17 protein-coding genes, 1 tRNA gene and 1 pseudogene are annotated in these 16,673 nt (G+C 41.6%); 12 read left to right on the top strand and 7 right to left on the bottom strand.

The genetic code is table 11. The features are described 5' to 3' along the window. Nucleotides 1–374 precede the first annotated feature (374 nt). From PVV57_RS08010 to PVV57_RS07985, 6 genes are all read left to right on the top strand, one after another. Nucleotides 375–692, top strand: coding sequence for a helix-turn-helix domain-containing protein (locus PVV57_RS08010; RefSeq protein WP_273719224.1), 318 nt, complete (start codon nt 375–377; stop codon nt 690–692). 312 nt (nt 693–1,004) lie between these two features. Further along, nucleotides 1,005–1,394 carry a hypothetical protein gene (locus PVV57_RS08005; protein WP_273719223.1) on the top strand — a complete coding sequence of 130 codons (390 nt, stop codon included), beginning with the start codon at nt 1,005–1,007 and terminating at the stop codon, nt 1,392–1,394. Between the two features lie 2 nt (nt 1,395–1,396). Continuing rightward, nucleotides 1,397–1,585: a hypothetical protein gene (locus PVV57_RS08000; protein ID WP_273719222.1), complete on the top strand. Its 189-nt coding sequence runs from the start codon at nt 1,397–1,399 to the stop codon at nt 1,583–1,585. A 488-nt stretch (nt 1,586–2,073) separates the two neighbouring features. After that, nucleotides 2,074–2,274 (top strand): hypothetical protein, encoded by a 201-nt coding sequence (locus tag PVV57_RS07995; protein WP_273719221.1) that lies wholly within the window; start codon nt 2,074–2,076, stop codon nt 2,272–2,274. A gap of 765 nt (nt 2,275–3,039) precedes the next feature. After that, nucleotides 3,040–3,783 carry a lambda exonuclease family protein gene (locus tag PVV57_RS07990; RefSeq protein ID WP_273783815.1) on the top strand — a complete coding sequence of 248 codons (744 nt, stop codon included), beginning with the start codon at nt 3,040–3,042 and terminating at the stop codon, nt 3,781–3,783. A gap of 142 nt (nt 3,784–3,925) precedes the next feature. After that, the gene (locus PVV57_RS07985; protein ID WP_273783813.1) at nt 3,926–4,144 is read left to right on the top strand and encodes a hypothetical protein; all 219 of its coding nucleotides are present in this window, start codon (nt 3,926–3,928) and stop codon (nt 4,142–4,144) included. A 524-nt stretch (nt 4,145–4,668) separates the two neighbouring features. On the opposite strand, the pseudogene PVV57_RS07980 reads toward PVV57_RS07985, so the two are convergent. Further along, nucleotides 4,669–4,902, bottom strand: a pseudogene (locus PVV57_RS07980) (DnaJ domain-containing protein); the annotation flags it as partial. 1,642 nt (nt 4,903–6,544) lie between these two features. On the opposite strand from PVV57_RS07980, the gene PVV57_RS07975 reads away from it, so the two are divergent. Beyond that, nucleotides 6,545–6,721 (top strand): hypothetical protein, encoded by a 177-nt coding sequence (locus PVV57_RS07975; protein WP_273760955.1) that lies wholly within the window; start codon nt 6,545–6,547, stop codon nt 6,719–6,721. Further along, a complete protein-coding gene (locus tag PVV57_RS07970) occupies nt 6,687–6,833 on the top strand; it encodes a hypothetical protein (RefSeq protein ID WP_273719216.1) in 147 nt (48 codons plus the stop codon). The genes PVV57_RS07975 and PVV57_RS07970 overlap by 35 nt, the downstream gene beginning before the upstream one ends. A gap of 549 nt (nt 6,834–7,382) precedes the next feature. On the opposite strand, the gene PVV57_RS07965 is transcribed toward PVV57_RS07970, so the two are convergent. Further along, a tRNA-Thr gene (locus PVV57_RS07965) sits at nt 7,383–7,457 on the bottom strand. 181 nt (nt 7,458–7,638) lie between these two features. On the opposite strand from PVV57_RS07965, the gene PVV57_RS07960 reads away from it, so the two are divergent. The 4 genes from PVV57_RS07960 to PVV57_RS07945 all read left to right on the top strand — a co-directional run bounded on the left by PVV57_RS07960 (nt 7,639) and on the right by PVV57_RS07945 (nt 10,783). After that, nucleotides 7,639–7,791: a hypothetical protein gene (locus tag PVV57_RS07960; RefSeq protein WP_273719215.1), complete on the top strand. Its 153-nt coding sequence runs from the start codon at nt 7,639–7,641 to the stop codon at nt 7,789–7,791. A 165-nt stretch (nt 7,792–7,956) separates the two neighbouring features. Then, nucleotides 7,957–9,252 (top strand): UDP-N-acetylglucosamine 1-carboxyvinyltransferase, encoded by a 1,296-nt coding sequence (gene murA, locus PVV57_RS07955; RefSeq protein WP_273783812.1) that lies wholly within the window; start codon nt 7,957–7,959, stop codon nt 9,250–9,252. Nucleotides 9,253–9,663: 411 nt separating this feature from the next. Next, a complete protein-coding gene (locus tag PVV57_RS07950) occupies nt 9,664–10,134 on the top strand; it encodes a helix-turn-helix domain-containing protein (protein WP_273783810.1) in 471 nt (156 codons plus the stop codon). Between the two features lie 274 nt (nt 10,135–10,408). Further along, on the top strand, nt 10,409–10,783 hold the full coding sequence (locus PVV57_RS07945; protein WP_273719210.1) for a helix-turn-helix transcriptional regulator: 375 nt from the start codon (nt 10,409–10,411) through the stop codon (nt 10,781–10,783). A gap of 390 nt (nt 10,784–11,173) precedes the next feature. On the opposite strand, the gene PVV57_RS07940 is transcribed toward PVV57_RS07945, so the two are convergent. The 5 genes from PVV57_RS07940 to PVV57_RS07920 all read right to left on the bottom strand — a co-directional run. After that, entirely contained in the window at nt 11,174–13,348 is a 2,175-nt protein-coding gene (locus PVV57_RS07940) for an isocitrate/isopropylmalate family dehydrogenase (RefSeq protein ID WP_273719241.1), read from the bottom strand. Further along, on the bottom strand, nt 13,348–13,611 hold the full coding sequence (locus PVV57_RS07935) for a hypothetical protein (RefSeq protein WP_273783808.1): 264 nt from the start codon (nt 13,609–13,611) through the stop codon (nt 13,348–13,350). The genes PVV57_RS07940 and PVV57_RS07935 overlap by 1 nt, the downstream gene beginning before the upstream one ends. A 976-nt stretch (nt 13,612–14,587) precedes the next feature. Then, entirely contained in the window at nt 14,588–15,409 is an 822-nt protein-coding gene (locus PVV57_RS07930; protein WP_273719240.1) for a TIGR00282 family metallophosphoesterase, read from the bottom strand. Between the two features lie 18 nt (nt 15,410–15,427). Then, complete coding sequence (locus PVV57_RS07925; protein ID WP_273719208.1) at nt 15,428–16,033, bottom strand: 5-formyltetrahydrofolate cyclo-ligase; 606 nt, start codon at nt 16,031–16,033, stop codon at nt 15,428–15,430. A 190-nt stretch (nt 16,034–16,223) separates the two neighbouring features. Beyond that, nucleotides 16,224–16,673 (bottom strand): 5-formyltetrahydrofolate cyclo-ligase (locus PVV57_RS07920; protein WP_273783807.1); only part of this gene is annotated, 450 nt, incomplete at its 5' end.

The raw sequence follows: 16,673 nt of genomic DNA, 5'->3' as shown, positions 1-16,673 counted from the left end.
ATACAGTTTTATTGATGATAAAAGCGCAAACAGAAATTTAGCTCATGTTGCGCTTGGCTCTGCTTAATGACGAAAGGGCTTTTTGATGATGTTTGTAAATGAGTGGGGGGCTTGAAGGGCATGAAAACTACAATTTGAGATTGCGGTGATGGAAAAAATAAAGAGGACAACACTTCTCAATGCATCAGCTTTTGGAGGTTGTCTCTTGCATCCTATCGTGTGGTTAAAGTGTTTTTATGAGTGAAAAATGATTTTGTATTTCCCCCTGAAAATTAAAATTTGCCCCCTTAATTTTATCCTTTTTAGAGGATATTGCAAGCCCGTTTTGTAAAAAGGACGTGTTTTTTTCAAAAGACGCGCTATATGGTGAAATTATGAATATCGATGGTTGGCGTAAAAGATTAAGGACCGCTTTGGAAAAAAGCGGACGCTCAAAGAGATCTATCTCTCTCGCTGCCGGTAAAGGTGCGGGATATCTCCATTCTATCCTTTCTGAAGGAAAAGAACCAACAATCGAATCTCTCTCGCGAATTTGTCACGCGATTGATATCAGTATGAATTATATTCTTTACGGTAAGGAAGTCAGTCCTGAAGATAAAGAATTTATAGAGCTTATTTCAAAACTCTCTCCGGAAGAGAGACAGGCGATTTTGACTCTTTTGCGGCGACCCATTGACGAAGCTTCAAAATAAGTTCCTTCTGTGCTTTTGAATCAAGACGACTCCAGTATTCTATTAATATTATATCACTCATTTTACCTCTCCTGTGTTTTTATAATTGCAATTGAGTAAGAACAAATAGAGAACAACAAAAGAACAGGAGGAGAATAAGGAATAACTGATCTTTATTTATATATGTCATTTGAGCCCCGCAAAGATTTAAAATATATCTTTTATGAAGGATAAAATGGTTGACATCTCTCCTATAGAGGATATAAGACTAACGGTATATTTGATCTTGTCAAGATGAAGCTATGCTTTATCAACTATCTAAAGGGGGAAATCATGAAAAATATTCCATTCGTTAAAGAGGATGAAATCATTATCATTCTTTGCGAAGACGAAAAACCTGATACCTATGAAGGACCAATCGACGAAATCGAAGCAGTACTCGAACTGATTGAAGAATCTGAAACTGTTTATAAAGTTTTACGCCTTGATCTTACAACCAATCATGCGGAAGACGTGACAGAACAAATCGCTGATTTTTACGCGGAAAATTACGAAATAAATGAAGAAAATACACAATTGCAGCCCTTCATTTTGAATAGTGAAGCCTATCATGCGTGTTTAGATGAAAGAGTGGCGCGCGATTATGAAGATAATCTCTATGGCTCTTATGAAAAACAGCATCGTTTACGTCCCTGTGATGTCTTGTCAGATTATTGGTGGTAATCATGTCAAGTTATCTCAAGACTTCTTATCAAGGGTTTCCACTTTATTACGCTGGAAAAACTCGAAATCTCATCAGACTCGAACCACAAAAACATAACGCTGTTCTTTTCATATCGCAAGAGGCGGCTCAGTCTATGGCAAAAAACTTGGCAGAAGAATATTGCTGCTATGATTTTTCTGTTGTGCAATAGCAGCATGGAAAAAAGGCTCTCCCCCCATGATGACCAGGTTGCCGGATAATTGACGGGACAAGTATTTTTTCATTGGGGAGAGAATGGCGCCCGTTGTGCTTTCGTTCATTGGGGGAAGATGTTGGGAGGGGAAGCCGTTTTGTGGGGAATTTTTTAGCCGATGGGGGGGGGCAAGTCGGGAAAAAGGAGGTGTGTGTGAGTGCGGCGTGTGAGGAGGAGAAGTTGGCGGGCGGTTGGTTGATTTTTGAGGGATAAGGAAATGAGGGAGGGGTGAAGAGAACGGTACCATTGGAGGGGCTTGGAGCGACAAGTGAAAGCATGCTGGAGAACGAAAATGAGGGTGAGGCGGGGATGAAGAGAGGTAGCCAAGTACAGCAAGTTGAATAAGTACAGCAAGTTGAATAAGTCACACCTATAAATGGGCAAGTTTAAGAGGGGGGGAGAAGAGCGAATTTTTGTGTTGGAGGAGGACGCAAGCAGGGGGCTTAGTGTGTGACAAGTATTTTGGGAAATGGCGGGCGGTTTTGGGGGGGAGCCAAGTAGGGGATAAGGAAGCACTTTGGGGGAAAATGTTGGGGGGGAGCCGTTTTGTGGGGGAGTTTTTTAGCCGATGGGGGGGCAAGTCGGGAGAAAGGAGGTGTGCGCGAGTGCGGCGTGTGAGGGGGAGAAGTTGGTGGGCGGTTGGTTGATTTTTGAGGGATAAGGAAATGAGGGAGGGTGAAGAGGATGGTACGATTAGTGGGCTTGGAGTGACAAGCAAAACGTCTGTTGGACAGTGAAGTGCGAGAGAGGCAGAGGAGCAGTCGTACAGCGTTGAATGGGGAAAAATTTCTATAAAAAGGTAAATTCAAGGGGCAAGTGGATGTTGAAGGGAGACGCCAGAAGCTTGGAATGACAAGTATTGCTTGGGAAGATGGCGAGCGGTGTTTGAAGGGGAAAGCTTTCATCACAAGGCAAAAGTAGGTGGAAAAGCAGGTGGGTGTTGGAGGAGGACGCAAGCAGGCAGCTTAGTTGTGTGGGTGAAAGTATTGCTTGGGGAAATGGCGGGCGGTTTGGGGGGAGCCAAGTAGGGGATAAGGAAGCACTTTGGGGCAAGATGTTGGGGAGAGAAAGGAGACGGGGGCGGTTTTGTCCACTTTTGTATTGCGTGTGCGGGGGGCAATGAAAAGCAAGTAGTTTTCTATGGGGGAGACAGTGGTGCGCGTTATGTTTCCGTCTATCGAGGAGGAGCTGATTGAAGGAATTTTTTGCCGATATGGGGGTGCAAGTCGAGAGAAAGGAGGTGTGTGCGAGAGAAAAGAGTATGTGCGAGGTGTTCGCGGGGGCGTTGGGGGAGGATGCGTCTTTTGCGTTTTCAGCGGCACAATGAGGAGGGGTGCGTGTGGGGGATAGATAAAGTGTGATGTTTCAAAGAGAATATTTTGTCAAAAAAGCACCAGATAAAGGAGGAAAACATGCCAATCATTATCGATTGTATTCAGGGAACAGAGGAATGGCATAAAGCGCGGAATGGTTTGATTACAGCTTCTTTGTTTGAGATGGTCATGGCACAAAAAAAACAGGGGCAAAAAACATCACGATATCATAGCGTGATGATGAAATTGGCAGGAGAAAGAATTACCGGAAAAACCGTGGAAGAAGGGACAACGCTTTCTCAGCGACGCGGGACAGAGTTAGAACCAAGCGCACGACATCTTTATGGAAAACTGACACAGACAGAGCCGGAATGTATTGGCTTTGTTTTAGCAGATGATCGCAGAAAAGGATTTTCTCCCGATGCTTTTGTGGGAAAAAATGGCTTGTTGGAAATTAAAACAAAAAAACCTGAAATTTTGATCCCTCATTTTGCGCAAAAAAATTTTCCAGCAGAACATAAAGCTCAATGTCAAGGAGGTTTATGGATTTCTCAACGCGAATGGGTGGATTTGATGCTCTATTGGCCAGATATGCCTCCTTTGATTAAACGCGCTTATCGTGATGAAGCCTATATCAGCAAGCTTGAAAATGAAATTAGTCGTTTTAATGAGGCTTTGGAGAAGATGGTACAGCATATTCAGCGTTTTGAGACAGGCTCTGGAATAAGAACAGATAGTGCTTTGAAGGAGGGGGAAGAAAGGGTGCTTGGAATGAAGACAAAACATCTGCTGGAAGGTAAAACAAGAATGAGACGGGGTAGAGGCGGATCTGTACAGCGTTGATGAGGGGCAAAGCTTTTGTCACAAGGCTAGGCAGAAAAGCGTGGGTGTTGGAGGGGGAAAGACACTTAGCGTGACAAGCATTGCTTGGGAAAATGGCGGAAGGTGTTTTAGAGGGGAGCCAAGTAGGGGATAAGGAAGCACTGTGGGGCAAGATGTTGGGGAGAGCGAGGAGACGGGGGCGCGGGTTAGGAGCACTTTTATATTGCGTGTGCGGGGGGCAATAAAAGGCCCCCTTTATGATGGTCAAGTTGCCGGACAAGTGTTTTTTTACTGGCGAGAGAAGGGTGTGTGTGCCCCCGTTCATTGGGGGAAAATGTTGGGGGATAGCCGTTTTGTGGGGGGCGTTTTTTTACCGATATGAAAAAAGGAGGGAGGGGCATGAGAAAAAGACTATGTGGAATTAAGTGGGCTTATTGGGGAAAGGTGGGGGCGGTCGAGGAAGAAAATGGAGGAGAAACGGGGGGATAAGGAAAGAACGGATAGAGACGCTATATACCTTTATGGTTCTCAACAATCTCTTGTTATAGAAGAGCAAAAATTACCACACCTTGTGAATTCGCTTCGGGTTACTCTTAAGGCGCTTCAAAAGTACTTTTATCAGATAATTCTCCATATCAATCTGATAAATGCTAAAAATGCTTGGAAGAGGATGAGCCAGACGATCAATTGACCAATCTTTGCCAGGTATCCTTTTCTACTGATGAGAATTAACAATCCGATACTTATTATGCCTAGCTTTATATTCCACGTAAAAAGCGAAATTATACCATAAATGAGAGGTGATATTCCACAAATAATGAAAATTATACGCTTGATATCATTGAAAATTATACGATTACTATCATAGTGTCGTCTATTCTCTTTATTAATTTCAAAAGTCTTGTGATGGTCTTTAAAAGTTTCATGATAGAACTGATTGTAAACAGCTCTTTTTTGAGGATCTTTAAGAATTTCATAGGCTTCAAGAATTTTTCTGAATTTTTGTTTAGCTTCGGGGCTAGAATTATGATCAGGGTGGTATTGTAGCGCTAATTTACGAAAAGCAGATTTTATCTGTTTATCATTGCATTCGTAGCTTACACCAAGAATTCCATAATAATCGTCTTCATTTAAGCTCATTAAATACTGCTACTTGTGCATTGTTCTTATTTTTATAGGATAGCTTAACGGATTCCTTTTGAATAGATCAATATTTGTTATTTTATATTGAAAATATGTAGAAAATTATCTTGAAGGAGGGGGCTATACTTAAGTCTAGAGGAGAGAGACAGTTCAAAACGCTTGAAAATATCGGATATTCTTCATGCTTTTAGAAGTGTTTTTTACAAAAATAGATTAAAAGAGAGACGATAAATCAAAGATAAAAGGGGCGGTAATAATAGCCAAGGTTGTTATGATTGTAAATAAATAGGCAGGAATTTTAAATTTAAAACGCCAAAGTAAACAAATGGGAACAGACATTAGTGTCGTTATTATGAAGCCTACGATAAACCATTGCAGGGATAATTTCATTATATTAAGCTTATCTTTATTAAGACGACTTTGTTTTAGTTCTTCCTCTGAAACACAATCGATAATAGAAAAACCATGATAAACAGGAAACTCTCCACTTGGACAAGCAGGAACAGAAAATTTTTCAAGCTCTAATCATTCTTTTTCGTGTTCTTTTTCCAATATCTTCTTTTTTATTTTTTGTTTTATATATTCTTTGGAAATACAATGGATCGGAGAAGTACTCCCAACGAAAAAGTCATCTTTTGTACAGCCACTTGTTGTATGATGCGTGAATAAAACAGCGCTTATTGTTATAGCAAATAAAATAAACCGTTTAAACATGGGGTATCTTTTAAGCAATCTATAGTCTTTTATTTCTAACGCGCTTTTATAAGTGATTTCTGTTGAATAGATCAATATGTGTTATTTTTGTGTTGCAAATATCTGTAAGAACGTGTTTAATGAAAACTGCGATAATGTTGTATTGTATCTAAATAAGGGTGTGGTACAGGTTAAAACCCCGCTTAGGCGGGGTTTTTATTTGTTGGAGGAGATGTGACAGCAGAAAATATGAAAATATAAGGTGGGCGCTGTAGCCAAAATGCTTGTTCTAGGGCAGGAATAGGGTATATCCAAAATATTCTAAATGAAATATACTTGTTGTTGCACATTTACGCGCTTGTTTTAAAAAAATATCTTGCTCCAAGCTCATTTCATACTCGTTTGATCCCCATGGCATGCCGGTGTTCATGAATTTCATACTGGCGCTTGTGAGCAATATCGTGAGGGGTATATAAAGCTCTGTCAATTATAAATATTGTGCACCCCATCTTACTTCATGAAAAAAAGCCCCCATCTTTGGCGCGCTCCCAATCTTGCGACACGGGTTTTAGATATGGGTTTTATTGCGAGATGGGCTTTGGCTCTTGAGATAATTCATGCGTATGTTCACTGTGGGGGCTTATGAAGAGGTATGCTTTTCTTGTACCGTTCCACGTCATAGGGATCTTTTTGCTTGTGAACTGTAAGTGATATGAGTTTGATTGATTGCAATAGAACAGTAAGGGAGAGAATTTTTTGCTCTTCGGGTTCTTCTTCAAGAGGAATAACGCTATTAGTATCAATCAAAGTATTCGTATAAAAAGGATGCGTCTTGAAAGAAGTGCGGATGAGAGCTCGTGGAAAAGGTTGGGCATAAAATTGGCAATGAGGAATCTTCTTTGAAAAAGCGGGCTATCAATTGTCTGGCTCATGGGGTGGCTAGCTCATGAGATATTGGGTTTATGGGGATATTGGGTTTATGGGGTGGCTTATTGAGGGATTGTTGAAGGGGGGATCGTTGCTTGTTGTTGTCTTTGCAGGGGATAGGGAGCACAAGGGGGAAATTAAGTTGAGAGGAGGGTGTCGAAATGGCTCTGTTATATCTGTTATCAATGACGAATAGGATCGATGAAGCTTATTCTAATTTTTTTCAGAGAATGCTTGTGTTGCATGTCGCTTGGGCTGGACAGAGAGGCTGGAAAGATAAGATGATTTGCGTGGGGCGCGCGGGCTAAGGGGATCAATGAGGTGTGTTCAAACAATCGGTTTATAATAATTATTGAAATCCAATGAGAGCCCGAAATAGCGTGAGGATGTTCTTATTTCAAATTTCCTTATTCAAACGCTCTTGTATTGAATCAAGCAAAATCATTTGTCTGCATATCACAAGCGGAGTGGTCTCATGGGGAAAAACATTCTCAAAAAATAAAAATATCTATGCAAGATGTCTATACAAAAGCCAAGGGGAAATGGGATCTAAGGGGTGTTGCAACAGTGAGGCTTGGCGCAAAGAGGGATAAGGGGGAATAGGGCATTTTATATGAAGGAAAGAAGGGGAAAGCAATGGGGGGTGAGAACTATTCTTTCGTATCGCGTCAATTTCAAAACTTGTTCGCGGAGCTTTTTGGAGATTAAGTGCGTCATTGACGCCATTGATTGTGAAGACATTAAAGCGCATGCATGGTTTAAAGGATAGAGGATTCGATAAAGCCGATGGAGGGAGGGCAAAGAAAAAATTGGTGGCTTATAGGGAAGAAGAGCGAGGCAAAAGAAGAAGAATAAAATGGTGCTGCGAGAGAGGATTGAACTCTCGACCTCTCCCTTACCAAGGGAGTGCTCTACCACTGAGCTACCGCAGCCGTTTTCAATCTTTGCGCTGTCTTGTGCCATATTGTCAGAAAATAGGCAAGAGAACATTTGTATATTCTTGCAAGAAAACGTATCTTATGTCATGACATAGTGTTCTTATACTCTTATAGATATTTTTTAAAGCCATGAGTTGCTTGAATAGAAGCTCAACACTGCTCAAAAGGTTGCGCAATGACACAAATGCATCAAAAACAAAAACACGATGAAATGAATCATCAAGACGAAAAAGCAAAACGACGTCAAGAAAGATTGGCTCAACAATTGCGACAAAACCTAAAACGTCGAAAAGAGCAAAGTCGAAAAAGAGCGCAGTCAGAGCTCTAAAATGCAAAAAAATGTTTTTTTTAGTGCATCTTTGCAACCAAACTTCTCAATAATCTGTTTTCATAGTTAGAATGCGTTTTTAAAAAAACGATCAATAAAGCATAACTTTCCAAAGAGGGAAAAACTTTTGGAAGGGGTGGCGCAAAAGAAAAGAGGGAAAACATTATGGATTCTATTCAAATTGTTGGTGGGGAAAAACTTAAAGGAACAATTCCTATTTCAGGGGCAAAAAATGCTGCATTGCCTCTTATGATTGCGGCGCTGTTGACAGAAGAAACCCTCACGCTAGAAAATATTCCTCATCTTGCCGATGTTGAATTACTTATTCGTATTCTTAATAATCACGGTGTTGGATATGCCGTTGATGGACAAGAGTGCCATGATGATTATGTCAATTCAAGAACAATTCATTTTACCGCGCAAAAAATAGCCACAACACGGGCACCCTACGAATTGGTGAAAAAAATGCGGGCAAGCTTTTGGGTTATTGGGCCTTTACTTGCACGGTGCCTAGAGGCTTATGTTTCGCTTCCTGGGGGGTGCGCTATCGGAACAAGACCTGTCGATTTTATCCTTGAAGGATTGAAAACTTTAGGGGCCCATATTGCGATTGAAAATGGATATGTTCATGCAAAAGCACCAAAGGGATTAAAAGGGGCTCATTACCGTTTTCCTAAAGTCACGGTCGGGGGAACCCATGTACTGTTGATGGCAGCGACAATGGCAAAGGGAACAACCATTCTTGAAAATGCGGCTTGTGAACCAGAAGTCACAAATCTTATTCGAACCTTGAATGCTATGGGCGCTCAAATAACCGGTGAAGGAACATCAACGCTCACCATTGAAGGGGTGAAAAAACTTAAAGGAACAAGAATACGAGTCATTGCCGATCGAATCGAAGCGGGAACATATGCAATGGCGGTGGCTATGGCGGGGGGGGATGTCTTTCTTAAAAATGCCAACCCTAACCATCTCACAAAAGTGCTCAAAGTTCTCCAAAAAACCGGACTCGAGATTCAAATAGAACCTCAAGGAATTCATGTTAAGCGAAATCCAAGGAATACAAAAATTATGCCCGTTGATATTAAAACAGGACCTTATCCTGCTTTCCCAACGGATCTCCAAGCACAGTTTATGGCGCTTATGACACAGGCTGAAGGAATTTCCCATATTACAGAGACGATTTTTGAAAATCGTTTTATGCATGTTCCAGAACTCAACCGTTTAGGGGCGAAGATAAAACTCGATGGACAAACGGCAACCGTTTATGGAACAGAGAATTTGCAAGGAGCCCCGGTGATGGCGACGGATTTGCGTGCTTCTGTTTCTCTGGTGATTGCGGCATTGGCAGCAAAGGGAGAAACAATCGTCAATCGTGTTTATCATCTTGATCGTGGATTTGAGCGGTTAGAAGAAAAACTAGTGCGATGTGGGGCAAAAATTCAACGGTTAACGGCGTAACACTTTAAAAGGTATGCCTCTATTGAAGCAGCTGAGAGAGATTGCTTGGGGGAAATTATTTTGGGGGCGGCATGATTTTTAAAATTCCCTTTTTGAGGGGGGGGGATCTCAAAAATCAAGAGGGGTTTCTTATCTCTCAATAAACGCAGGTTTTATCTCATGGTTTTGGAGTGCGCGCATAAGAGTTTGAAAAAGCTCCAACCTAAACAACAAAAAGCAATCTTGTGTTTGATTACTCATGAGATAAAATACTGCTTTAAATTTTATTGTAAATCCTTTGAAATTACTTTATACCTTAAAGGGTGACTTTGGTCGTAGACGCAACGACCAAGAGGGTCTGAAAGCCCTAAAGTTCGATCATAAAAATTAACCTACTTTTGTGGGTATCCCGGAATTCCGGGAGATTTTGCCATGTCCAGGTGTGTCTACACACTAAAAGCAAAAAAAGCTGATTCGAACTCAGTACTTTCAGACTCCCGGAATACTTATGCGAGGGCGCTCGCAACCGGTAGGGGGTCTTCAGTGCAAGCTAAAAATCCACATTCTAACGATATTTTGATAGGCAAGAGAATTCGTTTGAGACGAGAAATGTTGAAAATGTCTCAAAAACAATTAGGGCACCGTTTAGGCGTGACCTTCCAACAAATCCAAAAATATGAAAAAGGATTGAACCGTGTGGGGGCAGGGCGCTTACAAGAAATTGCTGATATATTGGATATCTCTATTTTCTTTTTTTATGCTGATATTTCAACAAAAGAACATGTCTTGCTACCTTATGAAGAAATGACCTCAAGCCAAGAAGAGCATACCCTTTTGAAAAGTTTTAGAGAGCTTAAACCTAAACAACAAAAAGCAATCTTGTGTTTGATTGCTGAAAGATAAAACACGGCTTTAAATTTTATTGTAAATCTTTCGAAATTACTTTATACCTTAAAGAGTAACTTTGGTCGTCTACGCAGCGATCAGTAGGGTCTGAAAGCCCTAAGGTTTGGTACGTGAATTTAACCTACTTTTGTGGGTATCCCGGAATTCCGGGAGTTTTTGCTATGTCCAGGTGTGCTTGCACACTAAAAGCAAAAAAAGCTGATCCAAACTCAGTACTTTCAGACTCCCGGAATACTCATGCGAGGGCGCTCGCAACCCGAGGGGGCACAAAGTGCAAATTAAAAATCCACATTTTAATGACATTTCAATAGGGCGAAAAATTCGCCATAGACGAATTTCAATGAGGCTTTCTCAAAAGGAATTAGGGAAATATCTAGGTGTTAGTTTTCAGCAAATCCAAAAATACGAAAAAGGCGCCAATCGTGTAAGCGCAGGATGTTTGCTAGAAATCGCTAAAAAACTAGAAGTTCCGATGAGCTTTTTTTATGCGGATCTTTTAACAGCTGATATTGCCACAAAAGAACATGTCTTGTGCTCTTATGAAGAAATGATTTCAAGCAAAGAAGAGCATATTCTTTTGAAAAGTTTTAGAGAACTCAAACCTAAACAACAAAAAGCAATCTTGTGTTTGATTGCTGAAAGATAAAACACGGCTTTAAATTTTATTGTAAATCTTTCGAAATTACTTTATACTTTGGGTGACTTTGGTCGTAGACGCAACGATCAAGAGGGCTTCAAAAACCCTAAAGTTCGATCATAAAAATTAACCTACTTTTGTGGGTATCCCGTAATTCCGGGAGTTTTTGCCATGTCCTAGGTGCTGCGCAGCACTAAAAGCAAAAAAGCTGATTCGAACTCAGTGTTTTTGACTCCCGGAATACTTATGCGAGGGTGCTCGCGCTTGGCGGGGGCTTTCAGTGCAAGCTAAAAATCCACATGTCTAACGATATTTCGTGAGGTCGAAAAATTAGAAACAGTCACTGGAGCTAATGCCAGACAAGCGTTTTTTTCAATGTTTTTACCGTGTTGTCAGAGGTTATTTGCTTTTTTCCGTTTGCAAAACTCTTTTTAAAACTAACCAAGCGGCATATTCTTGTAAGACAACACCTAAAAGCGGTCGCGTATAGGGAAAGGTAAGTTGATCTTCATCATAGCCTTTCATCTGTACGGTTATTGTTGCATGTCCAAGGCTTTCTTGCTGCTGTTCTAGGGTCTCGATGGAAGGTGATAAGCGCACTTCAACCGCAAACTGTGGAAGGTTTTTTGCATTTTTTTCTGGGGCGTGGAAATATTTTAAAAGTTGTGGATCATGGATGGACCAATGTACCTCTGCGTGCATGGCTAATTGTTTACACGCCGTGGTGACTTCTCTGCCAACCAAATAGGGGTGAAAATGATTTTCAAATTCTTCGATAAGATGTGGTGCCAAGGGGGTGGAGGACTGACCAATCAGTTGCACCAGAACATAAGGGCTTTTCCATAAAAAATGGCGTTCAAAGGGTTCATTTGCAAAATGACGATCAACAAAATGTGCTATGGTACTTTCATCAATTCCAATCAAAGTCCAGGCATACTCCGCGCGCGATAGAGAAGAATATTTCTTCTCATTTTGCTGTAAATAATCTTCTAAAAGGGCAAGAGCTTGTGAGGGGGGACCAGGCAAAACAACAAGTGTGCTTTCATCACAAGAAAGGTAAAAACCAGGGGCTGTGCCTGTAGGATTATCAAGCACTTTTGCTGTTTTCGGAAACAAGGCTTGACGCGCATTATTCTTATCCGGTGCAATTCCTAATCGCGCCAATTGACCTTTTACTGTGTGCCAAACATCTTCATGATGCACCAAAGGTTGCCTTACAGCTTGGGCAACGCTATCTCGTGTTTTATCATCAGAGGTTGGTCCCAACCCCCCACTGATAAGGATAAGATCTTCTTGTCCAAGACAAGAGACAATCGTCTCACTGATTTGCTGTAATTGATCCGCACAAACAAAATGACGCGTGACTTGAATATTTCTTTTTTCCAAGCTTTGGCTTAAATCTTGTAAATTCGTATTCAAATATTGACCTGAAAGAAGTTCATCACCTACAGTAATAATGGCTGCACGATACACAGAGATAGGCTTCACAAGAAAATGGCCAACAGTTTCAGCCATTTGACGGGATGAGGCTTCGCCTCCTCGATCATAAGGGACGATTTTCCCCGCACGAATAACCTGATCAACACTTTGAGATAATTGTTTTGCTTCCTCTTGAAAGCCTAAATGTTCTAAGAGTAAAGCGGTGGTATAAAGCATGGCAGAAGGGTTTGTTTTATTCTGTCCAGCAATGTTTGGGGCGCTTCCATGAGCGGGTTTAAAACAAGCAATCTGGCTTCCTACATTGGCTTGAGGTGCAAGCTCCAATCCGCCCATGACACCAGCAGCACAATCAGAGAGAATAGCGCCAAACATGTTTTCAGCAACAATCACACCAAATTGCTCTGGCTTTGTGGTAATCCACAAAGCAACCATATCAACATGATGAATATCTGCTTCAATTTCTGGATAGTTTTGCGCGATTTTCTCAAATATTTCCTGCGCAAATTGTCCACTTTCTCGCATAACATTCAGCTTATCAGCAAAAGTAACGCGCTTTATCCCATGCGCACGTGCATAAGAAAAAGCATAGTCAAATAATCGCTCTAAACCAAAGCGTGTCTGTAGACGGACTGTCCATGCGGCTTCTTCAACACCATATTTTGTCAAATTAGGATGTTTTAACCAAGCAGATGTTTCTGGCGTGATACCCAGAAAATCTAATCCCGCATCGAGACCTTCACTCTTCTCTGTGATCACACAAAACTCAAAAGGTTTTCGCGGACCAAAAATGTATCTTACCGGACGTATCGTGGCAAACAGACCTAACTTTTGGCAAAGTTGAAGGATAGGAGAAACATAGGCAAGGTTTTGCTCCTTTAAATGTGGTGCGCATTCTTTTAAAGCTGCTTCTTTTCCGGGTTCTGTCACAGTGCCAAGTAAAATGGCATCACTTTCAGCTATTTTTTGCCATGTTGCTTGAGGAACAGAATCCCCTTCCTGTTGCCAACATTTCCAACCAATATCACCATGCGTGAATTCTATTGGCAATTGAAATTGCTCTAAGACCATTAACGCTGCATCACAGAGCTCTGGTCCTACGCCATCCCCTGATAGCACAAGAACTTTTTTTTTCATCATCTCTCCCTCCATTCATCAACGACTGCATTCGTCATGACAGTACTCTCCCTCCCACAAATGCAACCATACCCTAGAGAGGTAATCTTATATTCATGATTTATACAATGGCTTTTTGTGTGATGATGAACCAAAGCTGTCACTTTTTCCCTCTTAACGCTTAAAAACGTGTCCTTATCCTTAATAAGCTTATCTCTACCATGCTTTCCCAATAAGCGTTTAAATTCACGTGTCATACTTTTTTGATCTTTTGGAACTCCCATAAGACTCTTTTTTCAATGGTGCCTATCGGTTGCACGAAAGAGTCTCATGTTTCTAAAGCCGCCGACAGATTACCTTCTTGCCAATACAGATCACCTTCTTGCTAATAAGGTTAGAAGATATCCAAGGCATTGTTGCAAAACTTTATCTGGATAGTCTGGAGCATTTAAAGTCAAGGAGTGCGCGCGCATTGGGGAGCCCGTGCTGCCAATATTTGTCCTCGTGTTCCAGTTCATAGCAAAGCATACAAGCGCAAAAGCCTCATAAAAGCGCTCCTTTGAACTTTGCTGTAAGGGGATACCTTCTAGCGTAGCGTTGCTCGAAAAAAGAGATAATGTGTTTCATCGTGTAACCTTAAATCCTCTCGCTAAAAATAAATTTTTAAAAGAGAGAAGCTTCCTTTGTTCCCAATGGGTATTACAAGCGCAAGAATAACACGGTGTAAACACATGGCGTTTAAACGCTTTGTGTGCTTTTTTGTTTTAAAGTTTGGAGAGTCATGAGTCCCTCTTCTAATCCTAAAGACATTTTACTTTCTAGCAACGCTTAAATTATTTAAGGCTAAAAGAAAATCGTGAGCGCTTTGATGCACTGGTCAAACAAAAGAATGGTTCTTTAGATTTTCTGTTTGTTGCAAGATTTTACTTCATCATTTTTATTGAGACAGAGTCGTAAAAGTGTGACCCTTTATATTTCCCCATAGAAAAAGAGCTGTGTTTTATACTTTATCTGCCTTTATCATCACTGCTTTTCGTTCACTCATTTTAATAAATGTTCATTTGTAAAAATGCGTGAAAATGATAGAGAGATCTATAATTTATGAGGGGCTGGAATATTGGGGGCTTGAAAAATCGCCTTGCAAAAAACAGTTCCCGAAAGGAAAAAGTGGCGCGTGACACTTCAAAGGAGGTGGCTTTGAAAGAGCGATCAAAGGGGGACTGGGAAGAGCGATCATCAAAGCGGGGCTTTGAAAGAAGCCTACCAAAAATCTGGAACTTCAGGCTTTAAATGAGGACCAATCCGTACCGCTGAGACCTTTTCTGCTAAACCAGTGCGATCTGAAATCTCAACCGCGAAACCACAAAGGGTGGCCGGACCACACGCTGGTTCAAAGCGATCTTGCTTTGTCTTATAAAGAAAACGGTGTAACGGTTCTTCTTTATCCATGCCAAGGGATGAGTTGTAATCGCCACACATGCCAGCATCTGTTAAATAAGCACTGCCGCCTTCTAAAATCTGCGCATCAGCGGTGGGAATATGTGTATGGGTGCCAACGATAACACTTACACGACCATCAAGAAAATGGCCAAAACATTGCTTCTCACTCGTTGTCTCTGCGTGAAAATCAAAAATAATCGCATCGGCTTGCTCCATCAAGGAACAGGCGAGCAGAATATTTTCCGCTATTTCAAAGGGATCGGTAACTTTATACGGCATAAAAACACTGCCCAACAGATTGGCGACAAGAACACGGGCGCCATTTTTTGCGGTAAAAACACCTGCACCTCTTCCTGGAGTGTCTTTCGAGAAATTGGCAGGACGTAAAAAACGATCACTCTCATGGGCATACTGTAAGGCTTCTTTGTGGGAAAAAGCATGGTTGCCGGTGGTGACAACATCAACACCCGCCATTAAAAGATCTTGATACGTTTCTTGCTTGAGACCAAAACCATCAGAGGCATTTTCACCATTCACGACAACAAAATCAAGCTGCCATTTCTCAATTAGCTGAGGAAGATGCTCAAAGACAACTTTACAGCCTGTGTTCCCAACAATGTCACCTAAAAATAAAAACCGCATAGGCACTTTAATCACATTTTAGTGTTTTAAGAAACCTTTTTCTGTAAAAATTCCCTGAACCTGGAGATCATGTTCGGCTCTGGGAATAGAGGAAACCTCCTGACACGAAAATCCTATGCCCCATAAGGTCATTTTATGTCCTTGTTTTTCAAGGGCTTCAATCGCACGGTCATAATAACCACCTCCATAGCCAAGACGGTGACAGTGACCATCAAACGCAGAAAGCGGAACAATGATCATGTTGGGGATAACAATGGCATTGTCTGCACCTGGCCCTAAGGTGCCAAAACGCATGGGCTCGAGTCGCGTGCTCAGCGAAAATGCTCGAAAAATCATGGTGGTGGAGTCAAGCACGGCTGGTAAGGATAGGCGCCCACCGCGTAGTGCTATTGCCTCAAGGAGAGGGCGTGGGTCAATTTCCGATTTGATGGGCCAATAGCCTGCCAAAATGAGGCGTGAAAAATCTGTTCCTTTTTTTTCAAGGGTTTCAATAAAGTGGCGACAAGCGCGTTGTGAAAATAGGGCACGCTCTTCTTTTGAAAGAGCCTCACGCCGCAATAAACCACTCTTGCGCTGCTGTGCACGAAGAGATGAAGCTGTTTCAGAAAGGGAATTTGGGGTCATTGTCTCGCCAATTATTCAGCCGCTACTTTATAAGCTTTTGGTATTTTATCCATTGTTGGCATTTTGTAAATCGCTTTATGGACAAAAGTCCGTGTGCGCAAAACAAGCGCATTGTGAAAATAGGGACCGCTCTTGTGTTTGCGACAATGTCACCTAAAAATAAAAACCGCATAGGCACTTTAATCACATTTTAGTGTTTTAAGAAACCTTTTTCTGTAAAAATTCCCTGAACCTGGAGATCATGTTCGGCTCTGGGAATAGAGGAAACCTCCTGACACGAAAATCCTATGCCCCATAAGGTCATTTTATGTCCTTGTTTTTCAAGGGCTTCAATCGCACGGTCATAATAACCACCTCCATAGCCAAGACGGTGACAGTGACCATCAAACGCAGAAAGCGGAACAATGATCATGTTGGGGATAACAATGGCATTGTCTGCACCTGGCCCTAAGGTGCCAAAACGCATGGGCTCGAGTCGCGTGCTCAGCGAAAATGCTCGAAAAATCATGGTGGTGGAGTCAAGCACGGCTGGTAAGGATAGGCGCCCACCGCGTAGTGCTATTGCCTCAAGGAGAGGGCGTGGGTCAATTTCCGATTTGATGGGCCAATAGCCTGCCAAAATGAGGCGTGAAAAATCTGT

The organism is Bartonella sp. AU15XJBT (genome assembly GCF_028618615.1).
In the GTDB taxonomy this organism is placed as follows: domain Bacteria; phylum Pseudomonadota; class Alphaproteobacteria; order Rhizobiales; family Rhizobiaceae; genus Bartonella.
The sequence above is the reverse complement of the archived record's forward strand: the minus strand, read 5'-3'. Positions and strand labels throughout refer to the sequence as shown.